The sequence below is a fragment of the Maribacter sp. IgM3_T14_3 genome (assembly GCF_049603095.1).
In the GTDB taxonomy this organism is placed as follows: domain Bacteria; phylum Bacteroidota; class Bacteroidia; order Flavobacteriales; family Flavobacteriaceae; genus Maribacter.
In genome coordinates this window covers 4,639,868-4,664,135 of record NZ_CP187138.1, presented here as the reverse complement: position 1 = coordinate 4,664,135, position 24,268 = coordinate 4,639,868, and the positions used below count along the sequence as shown (strand labels likewise).

Sequence of the window (24,268 nt, the reverse complement as noted above, 5' to 3'; positions counted from 1 at the left end):
TTCTTTTTAATTATTGGCTTTCAGTCGGTTTTTTCTAAGATCTTTTACAAAAAAGCCAAACATAATAATGATGAAAAATGAAAACGGTAACGAGGTGATAATTAGTAAACGTTGTACCGCTTCTAAAACATTGACATTTGCCTTAATATTACCTAAAAGTATCAAAGCAATGGTTGCCAATAAGATGAAAATAGACCATATAACACGATGGATCTTATTCGGATTTTTAGAACCCTTATCGGTAAACATGCTTAATACGAATACCGCAGAATCGACTGATGTAATCAAAAAACTGATTAGTAAAAATATCGATGTAATATTTAGTAGTGTAGCGAACGGATAATGCTCAAAAAACACAAATATGGAAGAGAAAACATTACCGAATTGATTATCGTAAGCTCCCCAAGTTTCGATTAAATTAAAAGCTGAAGACCCAAAAACAGAAAACCAGAAGAAGGTTCCTAAACTAGGAATAATTAACACACCCAAAAGTAATTGCCTAATCGTACGACCTTTAGAAATACGAGCAATAAAAATACCTGTAAAAGGAGCCCAAGCTAACCAAAATGCCCAATAATAAAAAGTCCAATCTGTCAAGAATTCCAACCCAGGATTGTAATCACCAATAGCCAAACTCATCGGTATAAAGTCTATGATATATTGATACAACGCAATAAAAAACGAAATTATAATGCCTTGTACATCGCTTGTAAAAAAGACGAATAAAAGAATGACCAGCGTAACAATAATATTTAATTTGGAGAAAATTTTGATTCCTTTATTAACGCCTTGCCAAGCAGAATAACACGCTATTGTTGAGATAAAAACACACAGAATAATAGTTGTCGTTATTCCGAAATCTGCATTAAAAACATGATTTAGTCCCCCATTAATTTGTGTGGTACCCAAGCCAATAGCAGCAATTAATCCGAAAATAGTTGTGATAATGGTGATAATATCTACACTGCCTCTAATAGGTTTACTTTTAATACGATCTTCAATTGTAGCGCTAATTCTGACTTTCTTTTTTTTAACGTGCAAGGCATAGCCAACGATAACAGCAAATAGTCCGTAAAATGCCCAAGCAGTAATCCCCCATTGGTAAAACGTAAATTCTAAAGCAACGGTTTCATTTGATAAGCCAGATGCAAATGGCGGATTTTGCTGCATGTAAATCGGTTCTTGTACTGCCCGTAATAAAATGCCAGAACCCATACCGGCACTGTATAACATGGCTATCCAAGACCAAAGGGTGTATTCTGGTTTAGAAGATGCCTTGCCTAATTTTATGTTTCCATAGGTAGAAAAAGCGATCAGCAATAATGCTACAACGCAACCAAAACCTAAATATAAATAGAAGTATCCAAAATAATTTCGAACCCATAATGAGGCACTTTCAATAGCGTTATAGCTTGCCTCTGTTGCAAAAAATACAATTAAAGTGCATATAAAAATGATGCCTATAGAAATAGATAATATGGAGTGCTTTTGAATGTATTTCAAAATCAAAATTATTGGTTTTGTGTAAAAATAGAGATTAGAATATTAATCTTATTTCTGGCAAATGTTTATCGTGGCGGTATATTATTTAAGAATTAGAAATTAAAAGCCGTACTGGTAAATTAAAAGGGTTAAATAGTATATATAGAGGTTTGTAAACCAGATTTAAAACTATTTTATACAGAATTGAGCTATATTCGCTCGATTAATACAAGATTATGCAAATTATAGATGCAATTAAACCTTTTGAAATACAAGAAGTAGAATTGTCTTCTTGGAAAGTAAGACCAGTTAAGAATAACTTTTTCGAATTGGTTTTAATAAAATCAGGAGAAGGAACGCAATGTATAAACTATAATAATTTTGATTACCAAGAGGGCAGTATGTTTTTGTTACCACCCTTAAAGTGCCATTCATTTGCAATTAAAAAGCCTACGAAATTCGTTTTCTTAAAATTTACGGACTCCTTTTTTAGAACTCCAAACCATAGACAGGTTGCTAAAAACGAGTGGTTTAAAGAGGCTTCATATATTCTTTCTAATTACAATCAATTACCGGGCGATATCATTAAATCAGAAACAGATAAGCTTCATATTAGTAATCTATTTGATATGATTCTCTTAGAAACCAGAAATTATGGTACCGATTCGGTAAACCTTATCACCAGTTTAATGACGAGTATTCTAGAGATATTGATTAGAAATATTAAGAAGAGTAATTATTTCGATACAGATGCAAAAGTTTCAGAAGAGAGAATCACTAAAATGCTCACCTATATCAATGAAAATATAGATAGAACCGATTTACTAAAAGTCGAAAATCTAGCTGAAGTTTTTATGATGTCGCCTACCTATGTAAGTGAATATTTTAAAAAGCAGGTACATATCTCTTTACGTGAATACATTATTAAAGCTAGGTTGAAACTAGTTGAAATTCGCTTATTAAATTCCGATTATACCCTTACCCAAATAGCCGACGATTTAGGCTTTACAGATGTTAGTCATTTGTCAAAAACTTTCAAACGGTATGTTGGTACTTCTATAAAAGAATTTAAAAATAATGGCAGTTATATGATTCTTGCACGAGGTGCTTGTGCGAGTTAGGCAATCATTTCCATTTTTTTAGATTTCCTGATCAATGCTCTTTCTAAATCTGTAGTCGCATCGGTTATCAAACTGTCTTCTATTAATTCATATTGAATCGCTAGCGGATTTTCTCTATAATTTAAAATAACGGCTTGTGCCCCTTTTCGAGATAAATAAGTCGCTGCCATACTAAGGTTTTCTTTTACTTATTTAATAATAGCATTAGAAAATGCCTGAACTAGTATGATATATCGATGCAAAAATAATTCTTTAACGGCATAACAACCAACTCCCCTAACGATATCCATCATCCTTTGTCATCACTCAATAATTCTAAATAGTCATCAAAAATGTAGGGTCAAATTAATGGCATTTAATTAAGTAACCGCTTTAATAAATCTATAACTTCTAATATATTCTTCATTTAGAAGTAAAATGAGTCGTTTTTTTAGCTCACATCGGCAAAGCCTTAGCTCAATACCTTATCGGTCAATTCTTGAATTCATATGATTAAAAGTCCTTAGAAACTCCCGTTATCTTGTGACTAAATCAAAATAAGACACAATGAATTTAGAAAATAAAGTAATTATTATAACTGGCGCATCTAGCGGTATAGGTAGGGCAACAGCAATCAAATTAGCAGATAACGGAGCCAAAGTGGTCTTAATGGCAAGAAGTGAAGATGAGCTGAATGACTTAAAATCTGAAATTACCAAAAAAGGCGGAGAAGCTTTAGTAGTTACAGGCGATGTAACCAAAAAAAGTGATTTCGAGAAAGTCGTATCCAAAACAAAACGAGAATTTGGCAAAATTACAGGTTTGGTAAATAATGCCGGATTAATGCCTTTGTCATTTGTTGAAAAGCTAAAAACTGATGAGTGGGACAAAATGGTAGATGTCAATATTAAAGGAGTTCTTAATGGAGTCGCAGCAGTTTTACCAGAGTTAATAGAAAACAAAGGCGGTAATATTATTAATATCTCTTCAATGGCTGCAAATAGATATTTTCCTGGTGGTGCGGTGTATTGCGCGACAAAATCTGCAGTAAAAATGTTTTCAGAGGGTCTTCGTCAAGAATTGGCACCTAAATACGGTATTAATATTACTTCAATAGAACCTGGTGCAGTTGCTACAAATCTAACTAGCACCATTAGCGATGAGGATATCAAAGAGAAAATAAAGGAAATGCAAAAAATGGACACCTTAGAGGCTGAAGATATTGCAAATTCTATCTACTATGTATTAACACAACCAAAACGTGTAAATATCAATGATGTCTATTTGGTACCAAGTGACCAACAATAATATTATTAATTTAAAAAAAAAGCTATGTCTACGACAACAAAACAAGATACATTCAAAACAATAAATCCTACTACTGGTAAAGAAATTACATCGCATACGTATATGACAGGTGACCAAGTAGAAGAAAGCATACAACAATCTCATAAGGCGTTTCTGAAATGGAAAATGAAATCTATTGAAGAGCGCGGCGAAATTATAAAATCTATCGGTAAAGAACTTCAAAATTATAAGAAAGAGCTGTCAGAATTAATGACCGATGAAATGGGTAAGCTACTTTCTCAAAGTGAGCATGAAGTAGACCTCTGTACTTCAATTTGTGATTACTCAGCCGAGAATGCGCCAGAATTTTTAAAGAACGAAAAACGTGCGTTATCTAACGGAGGAAAAGGAATTATTACCTATTCGCCAATGGGAATCATATACGGAATTCAACCTTGGAACTACCCAAGTTATCAAGTATTACGCTATACGATTGTAAACCTAATGGCGGGTAATAGCATTTTGCTAAAACATGCTTCTAATGTAACGGGTACAGCTAAGTTATTGAAAACGATTTTTGATACTGCCGGCTTACCTGCCGGACTATTTAATGTAATGATAATTGAACATGACCAGTCTAATGCAATCATAGAGCACAAATTAATAAGAGGGGTAACTTTAACCGGTAGCCCAGTTGCAGGTGAGAAAATAGGAGAAAAAGCAGGTGCGCAGTTAAAGAAAACGGTGCTGGAATTAGGCAGTAATGATGCCTATTTAGTTTTAGAAGATGCGGATATTGATTTAGCGGTAGAAAAAAGCGTAATGGGTCGTATCTATAATAATGGGGAAACCTGTATCGCTGCAAAACGATTTATTGCTACCGAGAAAGTGTATGACGAATTCAAAGAAAAATTCGTTAAAGCAATGGATGCTTTAAAAGTTGGTGATCCTAAGAAAAAAGAAACGGAATTAGGGCCAATGGCTCGTGAAGATTTAAGAAAAGAAATTCACGAACAAGTTCTCGAAAGCGTCGAAAAAGGTGCAGAAATATTATGTGGCGGAAAAATTCCAGATGGTGAAGGTTACTTCTACCCTGCTACAGTATTAGGTAATGTAACTCCTGGTCAGCCAGCGTATGATGATGAATTATTCGGTCCGGTTGCATCATTGATTAAAGCTAAAGATGATGAAGATGCTATGCGAATAGCGAATGACAGTAGATTTGGTCTCGGTGGCGGAATCTTTTCTAAAGATATTGAAAAGGCTACAGAACTTGCTGAGAAGCATTTTGATACCGGAATGGTCTTTATTAATTCCTTCGGATTAGCAGAACCTTCAATGCCTTTCGGCGGAGTCAAAGATTCTGGTTACGGTCGTGAACATGGCGGGTTCGGAATGAAAGAATTCGTTAATGTAAAATCCATCATAATAATGGAAGAGAAATAAAAAAATTTATAAGCGGAGAATAGTTTGTCTATACTCCGCTTTTTTAGTATCAGTTTAAGGGTTATCTATAAACCTTTGTTAAAAAATGAATGTTCATTCTTTTTTGTAATATCTTTGACACGTCTAATAATGGTTATTAAGAGTTTATACTCTTTCACATGAAAGTATATAAGTTGTAGCACTAATTATTACATAACTCTTAGGCAATAATTTAGTATAGAATTTAAATAATAACTTATGAATAAGTCCATTAATTTAAAAAAACGTCCGGTAGGTACCCCTACCATTTCTGACTTTGAGTTTGTTGAATCTGATGTAAATCCAAGTATTACTGATGGTCAACTGTTGTTAGAGGCAAAATATATTTCTGTCGATCCCTATTTAAGAGGTCGTATGAGCGATGCCAAATCGTATGTACCACCATTTAATTTAGATGAGCCCATAAGCTCTGGTGTAGTTGCAGAAGTAATAGAATCTAATAATGACAAGTTTAAGAAAGGTGATTTTGTTTCAGGATTATTACAATGGAAAGAAAAGCAAGTTTCAACAGGTGAAGGATTGCAGAAAATTGATAAAAGTAAAGCCCCACTAAGTGCTTATTTAGGTATCGTTGGTATGACAGGCTTAACTGCTTTTTTAGGTCTTCACGAAATCGGGAAGCCTAAGAAAGGTGAAACTTTAGTAGTATCTGGTGCTGCAGGTGCCGTTGGTAGTGTTGTGGGTCAGATCGGTAAAATTCTTGGTTTAAATGTTATCGGTATTGCCGGTTCAGATGAAAAGATTGATATGCTAAAATCTGAATTCGAATTCGACCATGGTATCAATTATAAAACTACCAAAGATATGAAAGCTGCTATCAAAGAAGCAGCCCCTAATGGTGTTGATATTTATTTTGATAATGTTGGCGGACCAATATCTGACGCTGTTTTATTCAATATCAATCAATTTGCACGTATTATTAATTGTGGTGCAATTTCTGTGTACAATGATACAGAAACTCCTATGGCAGTAGCTGTGCAACCTTTCTTGGTTAAGAATAGTGCATTAATGCAAGGTTTTATAGTATCTAATTACGCAGATAAATTCCCCGTAGCTATGAAGCAATTAGCAACTTGGTTAGGTGAAGGTAAATTAAAGTATAAAGAAACTGTTGTTGAAGGATTTGAGAATACGCCACAAGCGTTCTTAGATATGATGGATGGTAAAAATAAAGGAAAAATGATAGTTAAAGTCTAAATAAAAGACTTGCTATAAATCAATAACTTAAAAACAAAAAACAATGAAAATATTATTTGTATTAACGTCTCACGATCAATTAGGGGACACAGGAAAAAAAACAGGATTTTGGATTGAAGAGTTTGCAGCTCCGTATTACGCTTTATTAGACAAAGGTGCAGAAATTACAGTGGCTACACCAAAAGGTGGTCAAGCACCAATTGATCCTAGTAGTGATACTGAAGATGCTCAAACGAAAGATACAAAGCGTTATAAAGAAGATAAAGTGGCACAAAATGCTATTAATCATACAAAGATTTTGGCAGAAGTAAATGCTTCAGATTTTGATGCAGTTTTTTACCCAGGTGGTCACGGACCTTTATGGGATTTAGCGAATGATGCTACTTCTATCAAATTGATTGAAACATTCAACGAACAAGCGAAGCCAGTTGCATTTGTATGTCACGCACCTGCAGCATTAAAAGGTGTTAAAGGAACTGATGGTCAGCCATTAGTAAAAGGTAGAAAAGTAACCGGATTTACAAATAGTGAAGAAGCAGCTGTTCAGTTAACTGAGGTTGTTCCTTTCTTAGTAGAAGATATGTTGCAAGAAAATGGAGGTATCTATTCTAAAAAAGAAGATTGGGCAGCATACGCAATTCAAGATGGTAATTTAATTACAGGTCAAAATCCTGCTTCATCTGAATTGGTTGCAGAGAAGTTATTGGGAGCTTTGAAATAGCATTCAGAATATTAAATGAAAAAGCCCGTAAAATTATTTTACGGGCTTTTTTGTGTTTACTACTTAATCAATCTCTATCAACTCTCTTCTAACAAGGCTTTTACATCGGTAATCAATTGCGCAATAGATGCTCTATTTAATCCGTTATAAATTCCTCTTATGTGTTTGTTCTTATCAATTAATAAGAAGTTCTCGGTATGTAGAAAGTCATTGATATCTTTAGGAATACCTAAATCATTTTCTACAAAATATTCGTTTCTACCTAAGTTGTAAATTTCAGTTTTGTCACCTGTAACCAAGTGCCATTTAGCATCTATAACTCCATTCTTTTCAGCATATGTTTTAAGAACAGAAACTGAATCTATTGAAGGAGTTACAGAATGAGAAAGAATAGCTACTTCATCATTATCTAAAAAGGCTTCTTGCACTTTTGTCATATTATTGGTCATCTTCAAACAAATACCTGGGCAACTAGTAAAAAAGAAATCCGTGATATAGATTTGATTATCAAAAGACTTCTGGGTCAATGTATCACCTAACTGATCTACCAATTTAAAATCAGGAATTTTATGAAATTGCTTCTCTTCTTCCGTATTTGGTGTAACCCAATGTGGTGTAAATGACTCATCATTGTAATATGGCAAGTGCTCTACCCTACTGGTTTCGGTTACCTGAATATTCTCTTTTTTTACCGTTTGTTTACAAGCAGCAAAAAGTAATATAGCAACTATAGAAAGTACTGTCTTGTTCATTATAATTCATTTTCTGATCTAATTACAACTTCATCTTCTAATTGATAGCAAGAATTTGCTCTTTTTAAACCAAATATGCGTCCGTTTTTAGCTTCGTAATTCACGTATAAGGTTCCGTTTTGCAACCAAGCTTTTTGTAGACCTTCTTCTTTCCCGTTGATCAACTGGCGTTCTTTGGCTAATTGACCATCTGAGTACCATTTCTTTTCTACTCCCTCCATATTACCGTTTACATACTTAGCTTCTTGCGCCAGCTGTCCGTTTTCCCACCAACTTTTATAAATGCCTTCTAAACGGTTGTTTTTATAATGGTATTCTACTCTTAAAATTCCGGCATCAGACCATCTTTGAGCAACGCCTTCTCTTTTTCCTTTTACAAAACCCACCTTTTCAGCTAAAGTTCCATTCTCATGTAAGGCTATTGAATACCCCTCATAAGGTGAGTTTTTGTAATACCAAGTTCCTTCAAGTTGATTAAGAACTAATTCTTCCTTAAACTTTGTTTCTTCCTTTATCGGTATTATTTCTTCAACTACATTTTCTGGTTCAGCTGTATTTTTACAACCAACTTGAAAAAGCAGTATGATTAATATGATATGGAAATGGAACTTTTTCATATTTTAATAGCCTTGGTAAGGACCTGCAAATGCTAAGTACGAACCAGTTGTTGAATATACTTCATTAATAATATGGTAATGGTATTCTTCTTCGCCATCTGTGTATTGTGTAGCAGAAGTGTGTCCGCCAGAGGCATCTAAATCTGTTGGATAATCACCTGTAGAATTACATTTACGACCATAAAGAAATACACCATCTAGTAAAACACCTACTAAATTTTCATCATCATCAGTAAATGCTTTAGGCTCTAGATGATAATGATATACTCCAGGACCAATATGAGCACCTGTCCAGTCTAAACTTCCTGCAGCTTGGTCTAAAGCGCCACCACCTTCTTGGTCGTTGAATATAGATGAACCACTAACAGCAATACCTATTGTATTTAACTCTGTTTCAATAGTACTGCCGGTTAAATTAGGTGTTGCATCTACTCTAATAGTTGTGGCATTATTATTACTTGACATAATACTTGGGGTTTTGTTAACGTCAGGTTCTTCTCTATACAATGCATTACCTTCGCCCCAATAAATTGTTTCATGATTAGGTAACCCTGTAGTTTCTACAACAACTTCAGAGCCATCTAAATAAACAGTTACAGCATCTGAATTAAATGCAGCATATGCCGCATGTAATTCTGTTACGACTTCTTCAGAATCATCGTCATCATTACTGGCAATGTCTTCTGTAATATCATCATCAACACTATCGCTACTACATGCAATTAAGGTGATGAACGATAATGCCAAAACAAATGACACTTGGGGAATTCTTTTTAGACTATTTTTTTTCATAATATTTAATTTGAGCTTGATTTCAGCGATTTAACACTACAATACTACTAACTAAGTGCATACCAGATTTTAGAAATCAGTGAATTACACGTTCTATTAAGTGAATCTGGATTTAGATTAAGATGAAACATTTTCACTCACAGATTTTTCTTTCAACAGAAAAATATTTTTTATCAATAGACCTAAACATATGCTGCCTATTAAACCCAAGATGATTAGCGAAGGAGATACTCCTGCATTTTGTTGACTCGCCTCAACGAACTTATTTCCATTAACTTTTAGATTTAAAGTATGGTCATTATCATTATTTAAAATGAATTGATCTTTACTGAAGCCATCTTTAAAAATGAACAATGCACTTTGACTTCTACCAATATCTTTAAATGCTGTATTTCTTACGCGTATAGATTGTAAATCTGAAGGAATACCAAATACTTCAAACACTACTTTTGTCTCATGACCTAGTTTAACCATACCTTGACCTAGGGTGATTTTTGAACCATCATTAAAACTAATATCCAAATTGTTTTTAATGTGCTCCAACACCATTTGTTGAAACTCCTCGGGGGTTTTATACGGAGTTTCTGCAAAATGTGTTCGTACTTCTTGCTGAAAAGCGGTTAATGAAGAACTTATCTGTAGTACCCAAATGTTGTTTTCCTTCTCAACTAGCATAATTGTAGAGGCATCTGGGTTGTGGGCATACCCTAGCAATGAAAATAGCCCGGTTATATAAATTAAGATATACTTTTTCATAATAATATTTTTAGTTTACGTAAGCACCTTTTAATCCATCAATAAAGTTGTTATTACCAGCTGCATCTACATGGTAATGGTAACCTCTAGTATCATCAGAATGTCCTCGAAGTTCATCCAAATCGGTAGCATCGACACCGCTGCTATCAGCCAATTCATAAATCCCAAATCCATCCAAAGCATAACCAATTAAGGCAGCATGTCCGTCATCTTGCGCTACTTTAGTACTAAAGCCCGTTGCTGCATGGTAATGATAACCTTGGTGAACGTTAATATGTCCGCCAGCATCATCAAAGGGAGCTAAAGTATAGGCACCAAGAATATTATCTACTGGCGCCGGAGCAGAAAATTCGATACCATTTAAAGCAACACCACGTGTTGATGGAGCTGTTGTTGTTCCTGGACCTCCAGGGCCACCTGCGGTAGTAAATAGTACAGGAGTATCTTGTGAAACCGGAGTAATAGGAATAGTCCATGTTTGCGTCAAATCAGTGATATATGAAGGTAGACATTCAACACAGAAATTTTCATATTCTGTGCCAACATTAGGGTTGGCTGCATTTTCACAATCTTCTTGGGTATCGGTAATATAAATATCACCGTTGGCATCGTACATCAACCAATTTGGATCATTATAGAATGTTGCCATATTTTCAACGAAAGCACCATCTACATCATATACTTCTCCACCTTCTAGCCAAATACCACCTGCGGTAGCATCATCTTCAATATTACCAGGGCACCATGGTCCCATTTCATGATCACCAGGTAGACTGGTCGTAACTATTTGATAACAATCTGTTTCAGTACCGTCAGATAAAGTACAGGGCACAGTTGTAATGGTTACAGAGCCATCGGTAGTATAAAAATAAGAAGCATCAACACTTACTGTATTTGTATTTTCATCAGTGGTGTCATCGTCAGTGCCATCGGTAACTGTATCGTCTTCATCTTCAATTACCGAATCATCTGTAGACGAAGAGTCATCGTCACTACAACTTACAAAGGTTATAGCGGTAAAGGCAAAAAGAAAGTAAGCCAAAATCGAGTATTTATTTTTATGGATCATAATTTTATGTATTAAATTGTTATTATTTTAAAGTGATTAGGGTCTGTTCAACTCTTGATTCAACTTTGTGGCAATTGTTTCTGTTTTCTGTCTCAAATTCTTTGCAATAGTCAATTGTCCTTTAGTTTGCAATAGTCTATCTATAATACTGTTTTGATACTCTCTATTTACCAGTAGTTCGGTATAGTTAGATTGATTGCCATATACTTTCATTCTATTATAGTTATAGCTATTTTGAGGCAAAATTTCAATTAATGAAATATGCTTTTCTATAATGGGTTTTAACCTATTCGATATAATACTTTCAATTTTATCTTGTTGATTATCAAAACTATCCAATTCATTAGGGTAAGCAGCAATTAATTGTTTAAGAGAATCACTATCAATAAATTCAAATTTGTTAGTAACATTTATCGAGTTAATAGCTTCATCGCGCACTATAGTTCTCTCATAGTTTAAATTCACTATTAACTCTTTAGCCTCTTGTGATAATTCATTGGTAGGAATACCCAAATAATTAATAGTATTTTGAAGCTTTTGTATGCTATTTGTATATTTTACAATGGCACTATCTAGAACAATTAAATTAGTATCCAATTCTTGACTTAAACTTTTATATATTTTTAGTTCAACGATTCTATTCTTCTTGATTTCATTAATGCTGTTTATTTTCCAAGCAATTAAAAGCCCAACAACAATTAACAACACTTCACCAAGGGCATAAATAAAATAACTTTTGAATTTTTCTAAATCTATTAATTTTCTTCTAACTTTTCTGAATAATACCATTGAAAGTTATTTTATAATCCGTCGTAAGACTGTTTGAAAATAAAGCTCCATGATTTCTCATGAAGCTTTGAGCTAACTTCAACAACAATTATTATCTATTTAAGTAACTATTTACTGCCGCAGTTCTACTTGTGGCATGTGCATTTAGTTCATTTACTGCATTTTGAAAATCTGTACTAGAATTTAAAAATGTATACCCATCAATTTCAGAAGTTGCATAAGGCTCTACTAGTGCAGAATAAGTAGCATACAATGCTTGTACCGTTGCTTCGTTAAACGGACCTTCAATAACTTCTTGAACATAGGCATCGTATTTAGCTTGGTAAACATCATCATTATACAAGTATGAAATTAATGGCCATTGAGATGCAGTAATATTTGAGAAATCTAACTCTGCAGAACCTTGTTGTTTCCCAGCTTGTAAAGCTTCATTATTGTCCCATGGTATCCACGTTAACTTACTGTTATCCGGATTATTATATAGATAGTAGTTGTGAGACATTCTACCATAAGTATCCCAATTTTGTATAACGGTATTGGTAGCCAAGTATTTCAAGAACACATCAGTATCAAGCGTAGCATCTAAATTTGTTCTCCATGCTGCAGCATCTGTTGTTCTTGACGCATCATGTAGAATATTTAAAAGACTTTCTACATCAGTAAAATCAGCATCATCTTCGTTTGTTTTTTTAACATACTCATCTTCATCATAAGTACCTGCGGCAAAAGTAGCGGCATCACCATCTGGCTTATACAAATTTCCGTCATCATCAGAAAACTGCTCATCTATTACGGTATCATCAACTTCTTCAACAAGGGTGTACAATCCGAAATAAATAGGACCATCTCCATGATCAACATAAACCGTGTAAAATGCAGTGTTTGAAACGGCTAACCCTGCACTGCGAAACACATCTGCAGCCACTTTTTCGCGAAGCATTGATTTATCGTCAAAGTTATTTTTAAGACTTAACTTCTTAAATCCATAAAAGCGTTGATTGTCTATTTGAGGATAATCATCTTCATACTCGTCAAAATCTAGTTTAAAGGAAAGTTTTAAGTTCCCAGCTTGCCAAGTAGATTGTAAGCTAGAGTTTCCTTTAAATCGAACACCAACTCTATACCATTCTATACCTTCATAGAATACTTCTGCAGGAACAAATATAGGATCCTCATCAGTTGATGTAGTGCCCACTGGTCCGCCTCCTTGGCTAGATCCGCCAAAAGAACCATAAAGAGATGTCATGTTATCTAACATACTATCCCAACGCTCTTCGGTTATAACAATATCAAGGCGTTTTACCGCATTATCTTCAAATACCTCTTCAAAATCTGGGTCGGCGTCTTTACTGTGTGTTGCCGTGGTCCAATCTGTAGCCTCAAAATCGGTATCGTCAACAGTTGTACTAACTTCTTCCTCTTCTACAATTTCTTCAACATCCGCGTCGGTACTTGTTATCGTGTCATCATCGCTACAAGCAATAAAAACAGAAATAAATAAGAAAAACAACATCTTTTCGATCGGAAAAACAGACTTGATATCTTTATAACTCATGTGTAAAATTTTAAGGATTAATGTGAATTAGTCTCTAGATCTTCTTTTTGGTTTAGGAGCGTTATCTAATTCTTCCTTAGAAAGAAAACCATCTTCATTCGCATCAATCTTATCAAAATCATCTTTTAAAGGTCCTTTTACTTCTTCTTTAGAAAGTTGACCGTCTTCATCTTTATCCATTTGCTTTAAAAGCTCAGTTGTCGTTGGTGGTTCTTTTCTATCTCCTTTAGACTGTGCATTTGCGGTAACGGTTCCAAAAGCAACCAACATGGCAAATAATAATCCTGTTTTTAATGTAATACGTTTCATATGTTTTAATTTTAATAATTAATATTCGAGAACAAAGATGTAAGAATCTTTAATGTAATATGAGCGCATTAAGTGTTTACCGTTTACTTTTAAGTGAATGGCATGTTATAAACAGCGAACTCTTTAGAATCACCTATTTAATCCCTTGTTTACGGGGTTTGTTTGAATTTTTATTCCTTTTATTTGCAACATGAACAGACATAAGAATTTTATATTTCACGTAGCGCTTTGGTTACTGATTTGGTCAACTGCTTGGATTTTTAGTGGCAGTGATATTCAATTTGCAGCTGAAAATGGATTAGCACTCGTGTTTCAAATTTTAGTGATTGCCATATTAATCTATTATACGGTTCCACAATTATTACTTAAGAAAAAGTATATAGCATTTACTGTAGTCTCTATAATTACGGTTTTTGTAGTCACCCTAATATTAACCAATGTTGTTCCAGATCAGATACTAGGACCAGAAAATACCATAGGTCAGGCACCTGGACCTAGATTGGGACCGAGACCCGAAGGGCTTGGACCAGGGTCAGGACCTAGATTTGAAGATGGACCACCATTAGAAAGTAACCGCAGACCTCCATCGCGGTTCTTTATCAATTTATTATTGATTGCAATTGCCTATGTGATTGGTACGCTTGTGGAGATATTTCTATTAGCTCAGCGCAAAGAAGAGGAAATAGTCATCAATAAAAATGAAGCATTACAAACAGAATTGAAGCTGTTGAAGTCGCAGATCAATCCGCATTTTTTATTTAATGCCTTAAACAACATATATGCATTATCTGCAATAGATTCTGGAAGAACACAAAAGAGTATTAGTTATTTGTCTGATATGCTTAGGTATGTTTTGTATGAGTGTGAGCAAGAAATTGTTCCGCTTTATAAAGAGATAGATTATATTGAAAATTATATAAAATTGTTTTGTCTTAAGAGTAGTAAAACATATCCTATAACTACTACATATTCTATAGAAAATCAGAATATTCAAATTGTGCCCATGTTATTGATTCCTTTTTTGGAAAATGCCTTAAAGCATAGTAATATTGAAAAAATAACTGGCACATTTATCAATCTGAAAATTAATGCTACCGAAAATAGTCTTGATTTTGAATTAGAGAATAGTAAACCTGAATTTAAGATAGTAAAGGATGATGTTGGTGGTATTGGAATTGAAAATGTAAAGAAACGTTTGTCCATTCTATATCCAAACCGACATGAATTGGTTATAAATGAAACCACAGAGGCTTTTAAAGTGAATTTAAAACTGCAGTTGAATGAATAGTATAAATTGTATAGTCGTAGATGACGAAGAATTGGCACGAGCCCTACTAATAACTTATATCGAAAAGTTAGATTTTTTAAATTTGGTAGGTGAAGCTGAAAATCCGTTAGAGGCTTTACAATTAATGAAAAAACATGATGTAGATGTTTTGTTTTTGGATATTCAAATGCCCGAAATAAAGGGGACGGATTTTGCTAAAATGGTAGATTCCAATACCAAGATAATTTTCACCACAGCATACTCTCAATACGCTTTAGAAGGCTATGAATTGAATGCTATAGATTACCTCTTAAAACCTATTACTTTCGAGCGATTTGTTACTGCGGTAAATAAGGTAAAAACCAATAAAACAGTAGATAAGTCTGATTCATTTACTATTAAATCTGGTTATGATTTGCATAAGGTGAAATTTGAAGATATTCAGTATATCATCAGCGATAGCGAGTATGTCACCTTTCATATGGCTAATAAGAAAATCATAAGCAATCAACGTTTAAAGGCTTTAGAACAAGAATTACCGAGTGCCATGTTTATGAGGGTTCATCGATCATACATTATCAATAAAAGCAGCGTAACGGGTTTAAAGGGTAGAGATTTAATGCTTTCTGATGTTATTATCCCTGTAAGTGATTCTTATTATGACAAGGTTAAAGACGAAGTGTTTTAATCGATATTTTCTTCCATTTTATACCAACTATTAATTCAAAACTTCTGAAATCACCAAAGAATATCTAAGTATCTAATTTTTAGAGAACTATAGTCGTGACCCTTAAATTGTGAATATCTATTGCATTTTTTGGCTTTGCAAACTATGACTAAGAAGTATATTTAGCACCCCAAAATAAATGGAAATTATGAGTGCAACTTGGTACGAGTGTAAAGTAAAATATAGAAAATTAGACGATGCTTCAGGTATGTTGAAGGTAAAAACAGAACCTTTTTTGGTTGATGCCATTTCGTATACTGAAGCCGAAAGTAGAATTACCGAAGAGATGTCGGTTTATTTAAGCGATACGGAAGAAATTAAAATTACCAATATTAAGGTGGCTAATTTTGCCGAAATTCATCCGTTCGAGAATTCAGATAGATGGTTTAAATCTAAAGTGTCTTTAATTGCTTTTGATGAAGAAAGTGGTAAAGAACGTAAAACGAACATGTATTTATTGATACAGGCGAATGACGTAAAAGAAGCTTATGATAATACGATTAGCGTAATGAAAGATACCATGGGTGAATACTCGGTACCTTCAATAGCAGAATCACCAATTATGGATGTTTTTCCATATTTTTCTGGTGAAGAAGATGATATGGAACGTGTAGAAAAATTCAATGTATTGAAAGATTCAGTTCCTGTTGATAATTCAATGGATGAAGAATTAGAAATGAGTGACGTATTATCTAGCGAAGAATAAGCACAGTTGGTTAAATAGTATAAAAAAGAGGACCCATCGGGTCCTCTTTTTTATTCATAACAGTTTAGAATTTACTTCATTAACAGCACATTATTAATAACATGTACCACTCCGTTAGAAGCTTTTACATTACCTAAAACAACTTCTGTTTTATTTCCCTTTTCATCCTTTAAAATAATTTTATCTCCTGTAAGACTAGCGGTAATATCTTTTCCACCAACGGTTGTAAAGGTATATTTTCCATTTGCCCCTTTAATAGCAGCTACCAATTTATCGCTTGTTATTACACCAGAAACAACATGATATTGTAATATTTGAGTCAGTAGCTCTTTATTTTCTGGTTTTCCTAATTCTGCAATAGACATTTTTTTAGGTAGCTTCTCGAAGGCATTATTCGATGGAGCGAATACGGTGTAACTACCAGGCTCAGAGAGCATTTTATCTAAATCGGCAGCTTTAACTGCAGAAACCAATGTAGACAGTTCTGGATTGTTACTTGCTACTGCAGCAATACTAGTTGCCATCATCTCTTTTTGTTTGGCTTCCTCTTTCATTTTCATTTCCTCAGCCTGTACGTTCGCTTCTTCCATCGCCACTTTTTCTTCCATGGCTTTTTTATCAGCGTCTATTTTTGCTTGATCTTTACAAGAACTTAAAGCCAATATGGCTATACCGACAAATAATAAATTTTTAATTTTTCTTAGTTTCATAATTTTTGAAATTTACTCGATTACCGAGATTAATTAGTATGAGGCTTACCTCGAATTTTTATTTTGGTTCATTAAGACTCCGAACTAGATTAAGCAAGAAGACTTTTATTTATTTACGTAATAATTAATAGAAAGTTTTATAAAATTAATTTCAACAGATACATTAATGATTACAAACAATAATGCAGCTACATCAATACCTATTTCAACTAAACAGGTACCATATCAGAATATACTCTTCTATCCCAATTGCGGTGTTTTGCAATACTTTTGGCAAAATTAGTTGCACTATCATTGATGTGTATAGCTTTATCATCTTTGTAATTAGAAGCAAAAGATTTATCTAAAACCTTTTCACCTTCATCATCGACTGCAATAGCTTTACAATATTTAAAAGTTTCATTAATGAATTTTAAATACTTGCCATTTTTCAGCAATGCGTTTACAGATTTTTCCCCTCCCGGAATATAAATTGCATCGAAAAGTACACTTTCAGTAGTTGCGATTGCGGCATCTACTTTATGATCCATATTTTGGTCACATGTTATGTTTCCGCCATGTGGGGCAACAATTTTTACTACAGCGCCTTCTTTCTCCAGTTTGTCTTTTATAGCGGTATAATTCTTCATGCTAAATCCATCAGCTGCAAGCACAGCTATTTGCCTAGTAGCAATACGATCAAACTTTGTATTTGCCATGCTCAATGCCTCTGATTTATCTAGATAATTTTTCTTTTTACCAGGTTGATGTTTCTCAACATCTGCATCGGCACCAATTGCTTGATTAATTGGTTGTTCAATATTTTTCGGAATTTTCATACCCAAACCTTCCGAAACTGTTTTAGCCAAATCCGTATCAATTTGAGCAATTAACCATAACATGCGTTCTTTAATATGATCATGGTTACATTTCCCTAATTCAAATGTATACGCAGCTGCCACGTGCTCTTTTTCCCAATCAGCCAAACTTCTATAAAACAATGCAGGTTGCGAAAAATGGTCACTGAAACTTTCGCTTCTAGTTCGAATTTTTTTAGCATCTATTCGTTCTTCATAAGAATGAAATGCGCCCTCTGCCATTTTTGAAAGATGCGGACAACCACCGTTTAGACTATTCGGAAAATATGCCGTCTGCCCTTTCGGAATATCCATCTGCATATGTGCATCACGTTGATTATTATGCGTTTCTACAATAGGACGGTTGATCGGAATTTGATGGAAATTCGGACTACCTAAACGTGATAATTGTGTGTCTCGATAAGAAAACAAACGACCTTGTAGTAAAGGATCATTGGTAAAATCAATACCCGGAACAATATGGCCTGGTAAAAATGCCACTTGTTCTGTTTCTGCAAAGAAATTCTCTGGGTTTCTATTCAAGGTCATTTTACCTATAATCTTTACAGGCACCATTTCTTCAGGAATCAGTTTTGTAGGGTCTAATAAATCGAATTCATATTTATGTTCGTCAGCCTCAGGTATAATCTGAAGACCTAACTCCCATTCTGGAAATTGACCAGATTCAATGGCATCCCATAAATCTCTACGGTGAAAATCTGGATCAGCACCATTAATTTTCACAGCCTCTTCCCACGTCACAGAATGAATTCCTAAAGTAGGTTTCCAATGAAATTTTACAAAATGTGCCTCACCTTTATCATTTATTAATCTAAAGGTATGAATACCAAAACCTTCCATCATACGAAGACTTCTAGGAATTGCCCTGTCGCTCATCGCCCAAATATGATTGTGTAAAGTTTCTGTAGTCAATGAAACGAAATCATAAAACGTATCATGTGCAGAGGCTGCTTGGGGAATTTCTTTATTAGGCTCTGGTTTTACAGAGTGAATTAAATCTGGAAACTTCATGGCATCTTGAATAAAGAAAATAGGCATGTTGTTACCCACCAGATCCCAAGTACCTTCTTGGGTATAGAATTTAACGGCAAAACCTCTAACATCTCTTGCCAAATCTGGTGAACCCTTAGAACCTGCTACTGTTGAAAAACGCACGAAAACAGGAGTCTTACGTTCAGTGTCTGTAAAAATACCTGCTTTACTGAACTCTTCAATACTTTCATAAAGTTCAAAGTAACCGTGGGCAGCGCTACCACGTGCATGCACAATGCGCTCAGGTATTCTCTCATGGTCAAAATTGGTAATCTTTTCTCGAAGAAGAAAATCTTCAAGAAGCGTAGAACCGCGCTCGCCAGATTTTAAACTATTATTAGTGTCATTAACTTTTAAACCTTGATTGGTTGTCAAAGCTTTGCCATTCATATCTTTTTGGAATTTCTCTAAATCCTTGATTTTTGCTGATTTATCATTTTTCATTGTGTAGGATGTTTCAATTGTTCCAATAAAATTATTAGTAATAAAAACGATCAATTAACTGTGAAAAATATAAAATGGTCTCTATTAGAAATAAGTGGTTAAAAATTATGTTTTTGCGAAAGAATTCAAACATAATTAATATGCTCATGTAAAGCGGGTCGCTTATTATAATGTATTAGTGTACGATATATTCATAATTCTGAATTCACGCTCAACATTACCTAATTGTAATGTTGCAGTATCGCCAACATGTTTAGATATTAAAACTCGAGCTATTGGTGATAAAAACGAAATTTTACCTTTCGCTATGTTTGCTTCATCAACCCCTACTATTTGAAATTGTTGCGGTGTTTCAGTAGTATCAATTACTACTAGTACCGTTGCACCAAAACGAACTTCATTCTGAGGTTGTTCATTTAGATTTACAATTTTTGCGCTAGCAATGCGCTCATTCAGCAATTGTAATTTAACATTAATTAAATTACTTGCAATACGTCTTTCTTTCTCGTTGTCGTGTTGTAAAGATTCTTTTTCAAGTGATAAAGCATTTCTTTCTTCCAATAAATTGTTATACCCTATTTTGGTAACATAATTAACCGCTCCGCTGGGTAAATCTGCCCTTGGTGGTACCATCGGTATTTCTTCCTGATCTTCTTCTTTAACAAAACCTCTGCTCATTACTTTTTAATTTGTAATGAATTTAAAGCTTATTAAAATGCGGCATTAATGAGATTCAATATATAATTACCTCGATTAATTAGATTGCAGTAACTTTTATATGGTGTCAATTTAAACGTTATGAGTTTAATGAATTATCATTTATATATTCTAAAAACCGAGGTTTGTATTGCTCTGAAACAGTAATACGTTGTTTGTTGATAATGATTTGACTACGCTCAACCACTTCAACATATTTCAGAGCTACAATGAATGATCGATGTACACGCATAAAATGTGTTCCCGGTAATTCCTCCTCCAAACTCTTAAGACTCATTAATGTTAAAATAGCCTTAGGGTTATCCTTCAACCAAATTTTAATGTAGTCTTTCAATCCTTCAAAATACAATACATCGGCAAGTTTAATTCTCAGTTGCTTGTATTCTGACTTTACGAAAAGAAACTCCTTTTCTTGAGGTATTTCTTTATTTTGAACCGTGGCGTTACCTCTAACTAAAGAAAACCATTCTAAAGCTTTATTTGATGCCGTTAAGAATTCGGCATAATCGAAAGGTTTAAGTAGATAATCTAAAGCCTCTACTTTAAAGCCCTCTAGTGCGTATTGATCAAATGCAGTGGTGAAGATCACTTTAGAATTTTTCGGGAGCATTTTAGAAAATTCAATTCCTGTTAAATCTGGCATCTGAATATCTAGAAAAAGAAGGTCAACCTGTTCTGAATTTAAAAACTGCATCGCTTCAATTGCGCTATTACATTTTTTAATCAACTTTAAATAAGGAGTCTTTGCTACATAACTCTCTACTAGATTAACAGCCATAGGCTCATCATCAACAATCATACAGGTTATTTGAATAGCTTCCATTTTGGTTTTTAAAATTTATTAATGAACAGTACTTTCTAAATTTAGACGTAAATGATTCTATGATATTCGTTTATGTAATAAGTGATTTTACTATCAGATAGTTTATTCAACAGTATACCTAACAAGCACCTCATTATCTAAAATTACATTAGTAGACCATATAAACTGGGCATCTGCTGCACTATTATCAAAAATATCGGTAAAGTTGGTGTATGAAGATTTGTTGTCAACACCTATAATTTCATTAGTATACTCAGACGCATTAGGCCATTGACTATCATCGAAATTTGTTGATTGCCAATCAACTGGAGTTTTCCAGTGTAAGGCAAAGTAAGAAGTTCCGTCATCTGAACCTTCGGTACTGCAATTATCACTTAACCGTAAAACACCTTCTTCAGAAACACATGATAAGTCTTTTATTGGTGCGGTGTAATAGGTCTGTGCTTTCCAATTAGAATTAGTTGTGGCTATTATTTCATTTTTGGCATTTTTAAAAACAGCTACCATACCACCATCTCCAGGGTGAAACGCTTTTCCTCTATTGCTTTCTGATCCTAAACCACTATTCTCTTCCCAGTCTACTAATTTCATAGCTATTGTAAAAGGCGTTTTCACCTTAAAACGAACAATATTAGAATTGAATTGGGTAAAAGGAACATTGTCCTTACCTACAGGTATGCCATTAATGTACATTTCAAAATAGTTATCGGCAAATACATATGCCGTAACAACCTCACCATCGGCATCAACTTCTATAATATCTGTTCCGTCTAAAGCTGCTAAAGCTTCATCTGCCGTTATATATTCTACTTTTGTACACGGATTAAACAAATCTGATGCAAAAGGAAAACTATCATCAGTAAAATTTACTTCTGCAGGAACCGTCCATTTACTGCCATCTGTTGCAGTAGACGTACCAATTGGTGCTTCTCTACCCCTATCGCAATTAAATATATTTTGAGTTAGTACTGTTGCGGATCCTTGAGATACAGATGCTGTGCCTTTATAAACTTCTGAATTTTCGGCTGTCGTTTTTTTACTGTTTTGCCCGTTTTTACAAGCTGTCATCGTTAAAGAAGCGAAAACAAAGAGTAGTAAAGTGTTCTTTAAGTATATCATTTTTTTGTTATTTTAATTTGAGTATATATAGGTTAATGTTGTTCTATCAATAATTTTCATGGTAGTCAATGCATTCATAAATACATTGTAATCTACATTTAAACTATGTTTTTTTGGTAAACTAGTTGGCGTATCTGATAAGGCATAAAGTGCTATAGTGTATTTATGTTTTCCTTTCCCCCTAGAACAAGGCGATGTGTAGGATATGGCTGTACCATCTTTATTGGCTCCCATAAACCAATTTCCTTTAGAAGCCATTTTGTATGGTATCTCTGTGGTTTCAGAATCTATATCCCATAACAACAGATAGGAATTAATTTCTGTTTTATTATCTTTTTTTGGATAATGATACATGACAACTGCCAACGATTTAGTGTCTTCTGGCACATTTTCCCACGAAAGTGGAATGGAGTTTTCAACATCATTGACCTTCTCTTCGCACTTATAAGCATCCAATAAAACACCATTCTCTATAGCAATACTGGTTAGTTTGAAATCTGAATGTATGGTTTTGAAATTATCATGATTCACTTCTGTAGTTGCATTTTTATTGTTTTTACAAGACATCAAACCAATAATAAGTATGGGAATTATAAATTTTGAATATTTCATTTTTCTCTTGGTTTATAGGTTTCAACAGTTGATGTACCGTCAGGATTTATAAATTGATAGGTGTAAGTATCTTCACTGTCCCACTCATAATTTATAATAAATTCATTGGAATCTAAACTGTAGGTTAAGGAATATGAGTTTTATCCTAAGGATTTAAAATCAATAATCTCCGCACCTCGTAACGGTCTTAATGCAGGTCTTAATTCTTGTGTTCTAGGTTGCGGATAAACTTGGTTTTCAGGTACTTTTGTTTTTGGGTCTAATTGTACTTCGCCCCGCATACCTGCAATAAAATAGGGATATTCTTTAATGGTGTGATATTGATACGAACCATCTGAATTTGTTTTTCCTAAAAATTCATCTAATGTATCTGTGGTTTCGCCGTATACAGGAAATCCATCAACAGCATAAGCAACTGGATTCCCCGCACCAACTTGGTCCTGCAAATGTAGAGGAGGTAAATGGTAGTGATAATCGTCTGCACGCCCGCAATGTCCGCCCCAATTATCTAACTCTCCAATAGCATTCGCATCTTCACCTCTATTGTTTAAAGGGTTAAATATGGGGATTCCATTTACTGCAACAGCTATCGCACCTTTTAGTAAATTGGTTTTTGTAGATAACGGATGTTCCGCCATTTTTGGATGCGTAGGTATAGCCCAACTATTGTCACCCGTGTAATTTTGTTTTATAGGCACTTGTTGTTGCCAGTTTGTGATACCAACCATCATTTCATGATCTGGTAACCCATTCGATGAAATATACAGATAGTTCTCATCTGAATGTGTTGTGACACCGTCAAATTTTTCAAAAAAGGTTTGCATCAGCGAAACATTATATGCTGGTACTTGTAAAGTACTTGTTTTAGTAGTACTGGTATTTTTACACGATACTATTAAAATTACACCTAACCCAAGTACTCCGTGAGTAAAATACACTGCTTTCTTTTGTTTTATCAGTTTAAAAACAGAAAAGGACAAAAGAATAATACCTAAACCAATAATAGCCCAATTAAAATTTGAAAGTGATTGAGAATCAGCTTCAATACCTATTGTGCTATTTAATGAATGAATGAACTCATTTTTACTTTTAATATAATCTTGATCAGCTTCTGCAAAGTCTGTAATTTGAAAAGTTTGAATACTATGGTTGCCATCCATGAGCCAAACTTCACCGTTTTCATAAGAAATAAAATCAGCATTGAATAGTTCATTTGTTGTTAACTCCCATTGTTTGGATGGAGTTCCATGTCCACCCTCATGAGCAGAAATAGCACCGAAGGATAAGACGACGAGGATAATTAAAATTGAATGTTTCATAGTCTTTCGTACTAATATTTATAG

Annotated in this window: 25 protein-coding genes; 8 read left to right on the top strand and 17 right to left on the bottom strand. The window is 34.1% G+C overall.

Annotated features, from left to right (window positions below):
* Positions 1–6 precede the first annotated feature (6 nt).
* On the bottom strand, positions 7–1,509 hold the full coding sequence (locus ACPF9A_RS20580; protein WP_424000009.1) for a BCCT family transporter: 1,503 nt from the start codon (positions 1,507–1,509) through the stop codon (positions 7–9).
* 209 nt (positions 1,510–1,718) lie between these two features.
* Here ACPF9A_RS20580 and ACPF9A_RS20575 point away from each other — a divergent pair, with 209 nt between their 5' ends.
* Positions 1,719–2,603, top strand: a complete 885-nt coding sequence (locus ACPF9A_RS20575) for an AraC family transcriptional regulator (protein ID WP_424000007.1) — start codon at positions 1,719–1,721, stop codon at positions 2,601–2,603.
* On the opposite strand, the gene ACPF9A_RS20570 is transcribed toward ACPF9A_RS20575, so the two are convergent.
* Positions 2,600–2,773, bottom strand: a complete 174-nt coding sequence (locus ACPF9A_RS20570; protein WP_424000005.1) for a hypothetical protein — start codon at positions 2,771–2,773, stop codon at positions 2,600–2,602. The two genes, ACPF9A_RS20575 and ACPF9A_RS20570, sit on opposite strands and share 4 nt — an antisense overlap.
* A 376-nt stretch (positions 2,774–3,149) precedes the next feature.
* On the opposite strand from ACPF9A_RS20570, the gene ACPF9A_RS20565 reads away from it, so the two are divergent.
* The 4 genes from ACPF9A_RS20565 (at position 3,150) to ACPF9A_RS20550 (ending at position 7,272) form a co-directional block, all read left to right on the top strand.
* Positions 3,150–3,890 (top strand): SDR family oxidoreductase, encoded by a 741-nt coding sequence (locus tag ACPF9A_RS20565; RefSeq protein WP_424000003.1) that lies wholly within the window; start codon positions 3,150–3,152, stop codon positions 3,888–3,890.
* 24 nt (positions 3,891–3,914) lie between these two features.
* Positions 3,915–5,315, top strand: coding sequence for an NAD-dependent succinate-semialdehyde dehydrogenase (locus tag ACPF9A_RS20560; RefSeq protein ID WP_424000001.1), 1,401 nt, complete (start codon positions 3,915–3,917; stop codon positions 5,313–5,315).
* 237 nt (positions 5,316–5,552) lie between these two features.
* Positions 5,553–6,551, top strand: a complete 999-nt coding sequence (locus tag ACPF9A_RS20555) for an NADP-dependent oxidoreductase (protein ID WP_423999999.1) — start codon at positions 5,553–5,555, stop codon at positions 6,549–6,551.
* Positions 6,552–6,594: 43 nt separating this feature from the next.
* Complete coding sequence (locus ACPF9A_RS20550) at positions 6,595–7,272, top strand: type 1 glutamine amidotransferase domain-containing protein (protein WP_423999997.1); 678 nt, start codon at positions 6,595–6,597, stop codon at positions 7,270–7,272.
* Positions 7,273–7,349: 77 nt separating this feature from the next.
* Here the strand turns inward: ACPF9A_RS20550 and ACPF9A_RS20545 are convergent, their stop codons facing one another.
* The 8 genes from ACPF9A_RS20545 to ACPF9A_RS20510 all read right to left on the bottom strand — a co-directional run bounded on the left by ACPF9A_RS20545 (position 7,350) and on the right by ACPF9A_RS20510 (position 13,911).
* Positions 7,350–8,024, bottom strand: a complete 675-nt coding sequence (locus ACPF9A_RS20545; protein ID WP_423999995.1) for an SCO family protein — start codon at positions 8,022–8,024, stop codon at positions 7,350–7,352.
* Positions 8,024–8,641 carry a toxin-antitoxin system YwqK family antitoxin gene (locus tag ACPF9A_RS20540; protein ID WP_423999993.1) on the bottom strand — a complete coding sequence of 206 codons (618 nt, stop codon included), beginning with the start codon at positions 8,639–8,641 and terminating at the stop codon, positions 8,024–8,026. Before ACPF9A_RS20540 ends, ACPF9A_RS20545 begins: the two co-directional genes overlap by 1 nt.
* A gap of 3 nt (positions 8,642–8,644) precedes the next feature.
* Positions 8,645–9,433, bottom strand: coding sequence for a YHYH protein (locus ACPF9A_RS20535; RefSeq protein WP_423999991.1), 789 nt, complete (start codon positions 9,431–9,433; stop codon positions 8,645–8,647).
* A gap of 117 nt (positions 9,434–9,550) precedes the next feature.
* Entirely contained in the window at positions 9,551–10,189 is a 639-nt protein-coding gene (locus tag ACPF9A_RS20530) for a hypothetical protein (RefSeq protein ID WP_423999989.1), read from the bottom strand.
* A 10-nt stretch (positions 10,190–10,199) separates the two neighbouring features.
* Complete coding sequence (locus ACPF9A_RS20525) at positions 10,200–11,258, bottom strand: YHYH protein (RefSeq protein WP_423999987.1); 1,059 nt, start codon at positions 11,256–11,258, stop codon at positions 10,200–10,202.
* A gap of 36 nt (positions 11,259–11,294) precedes the next feature.
* Positions 11,295–12,047 carry a hypothetical protein gene (locus tag ACPF9A_RS20520; protein WP_423999985.1) on the bottom strand — a complete coding sequence of 251 codons (753 nt, stop codon included), beginning with the start codon at positions 12,045–12,047 and terminating at the stop codon, positions 11,295–11,297.
* Positions 12,048–12,138: 91 nt separating this feature from the next.
* Positions 12,139–13,602 (bottom strand): CotH kinase family protein, encoded by a 1,464-nt coding sequence (locus ACPF9A_RS20515; RefSeq protein ID WP_423999983.1) that lies wholly within the window; start codon positions 13,600–13,602, stop codon positions 12,139–12,141.
* Positions 13,603–13,629: 27 nt separating this feature from the next.
* A complete protein-coding gene (locus ACPF9A_RS20510; protein WP_303600248.1) occupies positions 13,630–13,911 on the bottom strand; it encodes an EF-hand domain-containing protein in 282 nt (93 codons plus the stop codon).
* 190 nt (positions 13,912–14,101) lie between these two features.
* Between ACPF9A_RS20510 and ACPF9A_RS20505 the strand changes: the two genes are divergently transcribed.
* The 3 genes from ACPF9A_RS20505 (at position 14,102) to ACPF9A_RS20495 (ending at position 16,611) form a co-directional block, all read left to right on the top strand.
* On the top strand, positions 14,102–15,199 hold the full coding sequence (locus ACPF9A_RS20505; RefSeq protein WP_423999981.1) for a sensor histidine kinase: 1,098 nt from the start codon (positions 14,102–14,104) through the stop codon (positions 15,197–15,199).
* The gene (locus ACPF9A_RS20500) at positions 15,192–15,866 is read left to right on the top strand and encodes a LytR/AlgR family response regulator transcription factor (RefSeq protein WP_423999979.1); all 675 of its coding nucleotides are present in this window, start codon (positions 15,192–15,194) and stop codon (positions 15,864–15,866) included. Before ACPF9A_RS20505 ends, ACPF9A_RS20500 begins: the two co-directional genes overlap by 8 nt.
* 187 nt (positions 15,867–16,053) lie before the next feature.
* Complete coding sequence (locus tag ACPF9A_RS20495) at positions 16,054–16,611, top strand: DUF4494 domain-containing protein (RefSeq protein WP_423999977.1); 558 nt, start codon at positions 16,054–16,056, stop codon at positions 16,609–16,611.
* A 71-nt stretch (positions 16,612–16,682) separates the two neighbouring features.
* Here the strand turns inward: ACPF9A_RS20495 and ACPF9A_RS20490 are convergent, their stop codons facing one another.
* From ACPF9A_RS20490 to ACPF9A_RS20460, 7 genes are all read right to left on the bottom strand, one after another.
* Entirely contained in the window at positions 16,683–17,321 is a 639-nt protein-coding gene (locus ACPF9A_RS20490) for a fasciclin domain-containing protein (RefSeq protein ID WP_423999975.1), read from the bottom strand.
* A gap of 209 nt (positions 17,322–17,530) precedes the next feature.
* Complete coding sequence (locus tag ACPF9A_RS20485; protein WP_423999973.1) at positions 17,531–19,654, bottom strand: catalase; 2,124 nt, start codon at positions 19,652–19,654, stop codon at positions 17,531–17,533.
* A gap of 165 nt (positions 19,655–19,819) precedes the next feature.
* Positions 19,820–20,332 (bottom strand): GreA/GreB family elongation factor, encoded by a 513-nt coding sequence (locus ACPF9A_RS20480; protein ID WP_423999972.1) that lies wholly within the window; start codon positions 20,330–20,332, stop codon positions 19,820–19,822.
* A 118-nt stretch (positions 20,333–20,450) separates the two neighbouring features.
* Positions 20,451–21,194 carry a LytR/AlgR family response regulator transcription factor gene (locus ACPF9A_RS20475; RefSeq protein ID WP_423999970.1) on the bottom strand — a complete coding sequence of 248 codons (744 nt, stop codon included), beginning with the start codon at positions 21,192–21,194 and terminating at the stop codon, positions 20,451–20,453.
* A gap of 102 nt (positions 21,195–21,296) precedes the next feature.
* A complete protein-coding gene (locus ACPF9A_RS20470) occupies positions 21,297–22,313 on the bottom strand; it encodes a hypothetical protein (RefSeq protein ID WP_423999968.1) in 1,017 nt (338 codons plus the stop codon).
* A gap of 12 nt (positions 22,314–22,325) precedes the next feature.
* Positions 22,326–22,925 carry a YbhB/YbcL family Raf kinase inhibitor-like protein gene (locus ACPF9A_RS20465; protein ID WP_423999966.1) on the bottom strand — a complete coding sequence of 200 codons (600 nt, stop codon included), beginning with the start codon at positions 22,923–22,925 and terminating at the stop codon, positions 22,326–22,328.
* A 140-nt stretch (positions 22,926–23,065) separates the two neighbouring features.
* Positions 23,066–24,244: a YHYH protein gene (locus tag ACPF9A_RS20460; RefSeq protein WP_423999964.1), complete on the bottom strand. Its 1,179-nt coding sequence runs from the start codon at positions 24,242–24,244 to the stop codon at positions 23,066–23,068.
* Positions 24,245–24,268: the final 24 nt, after the last annotated feature.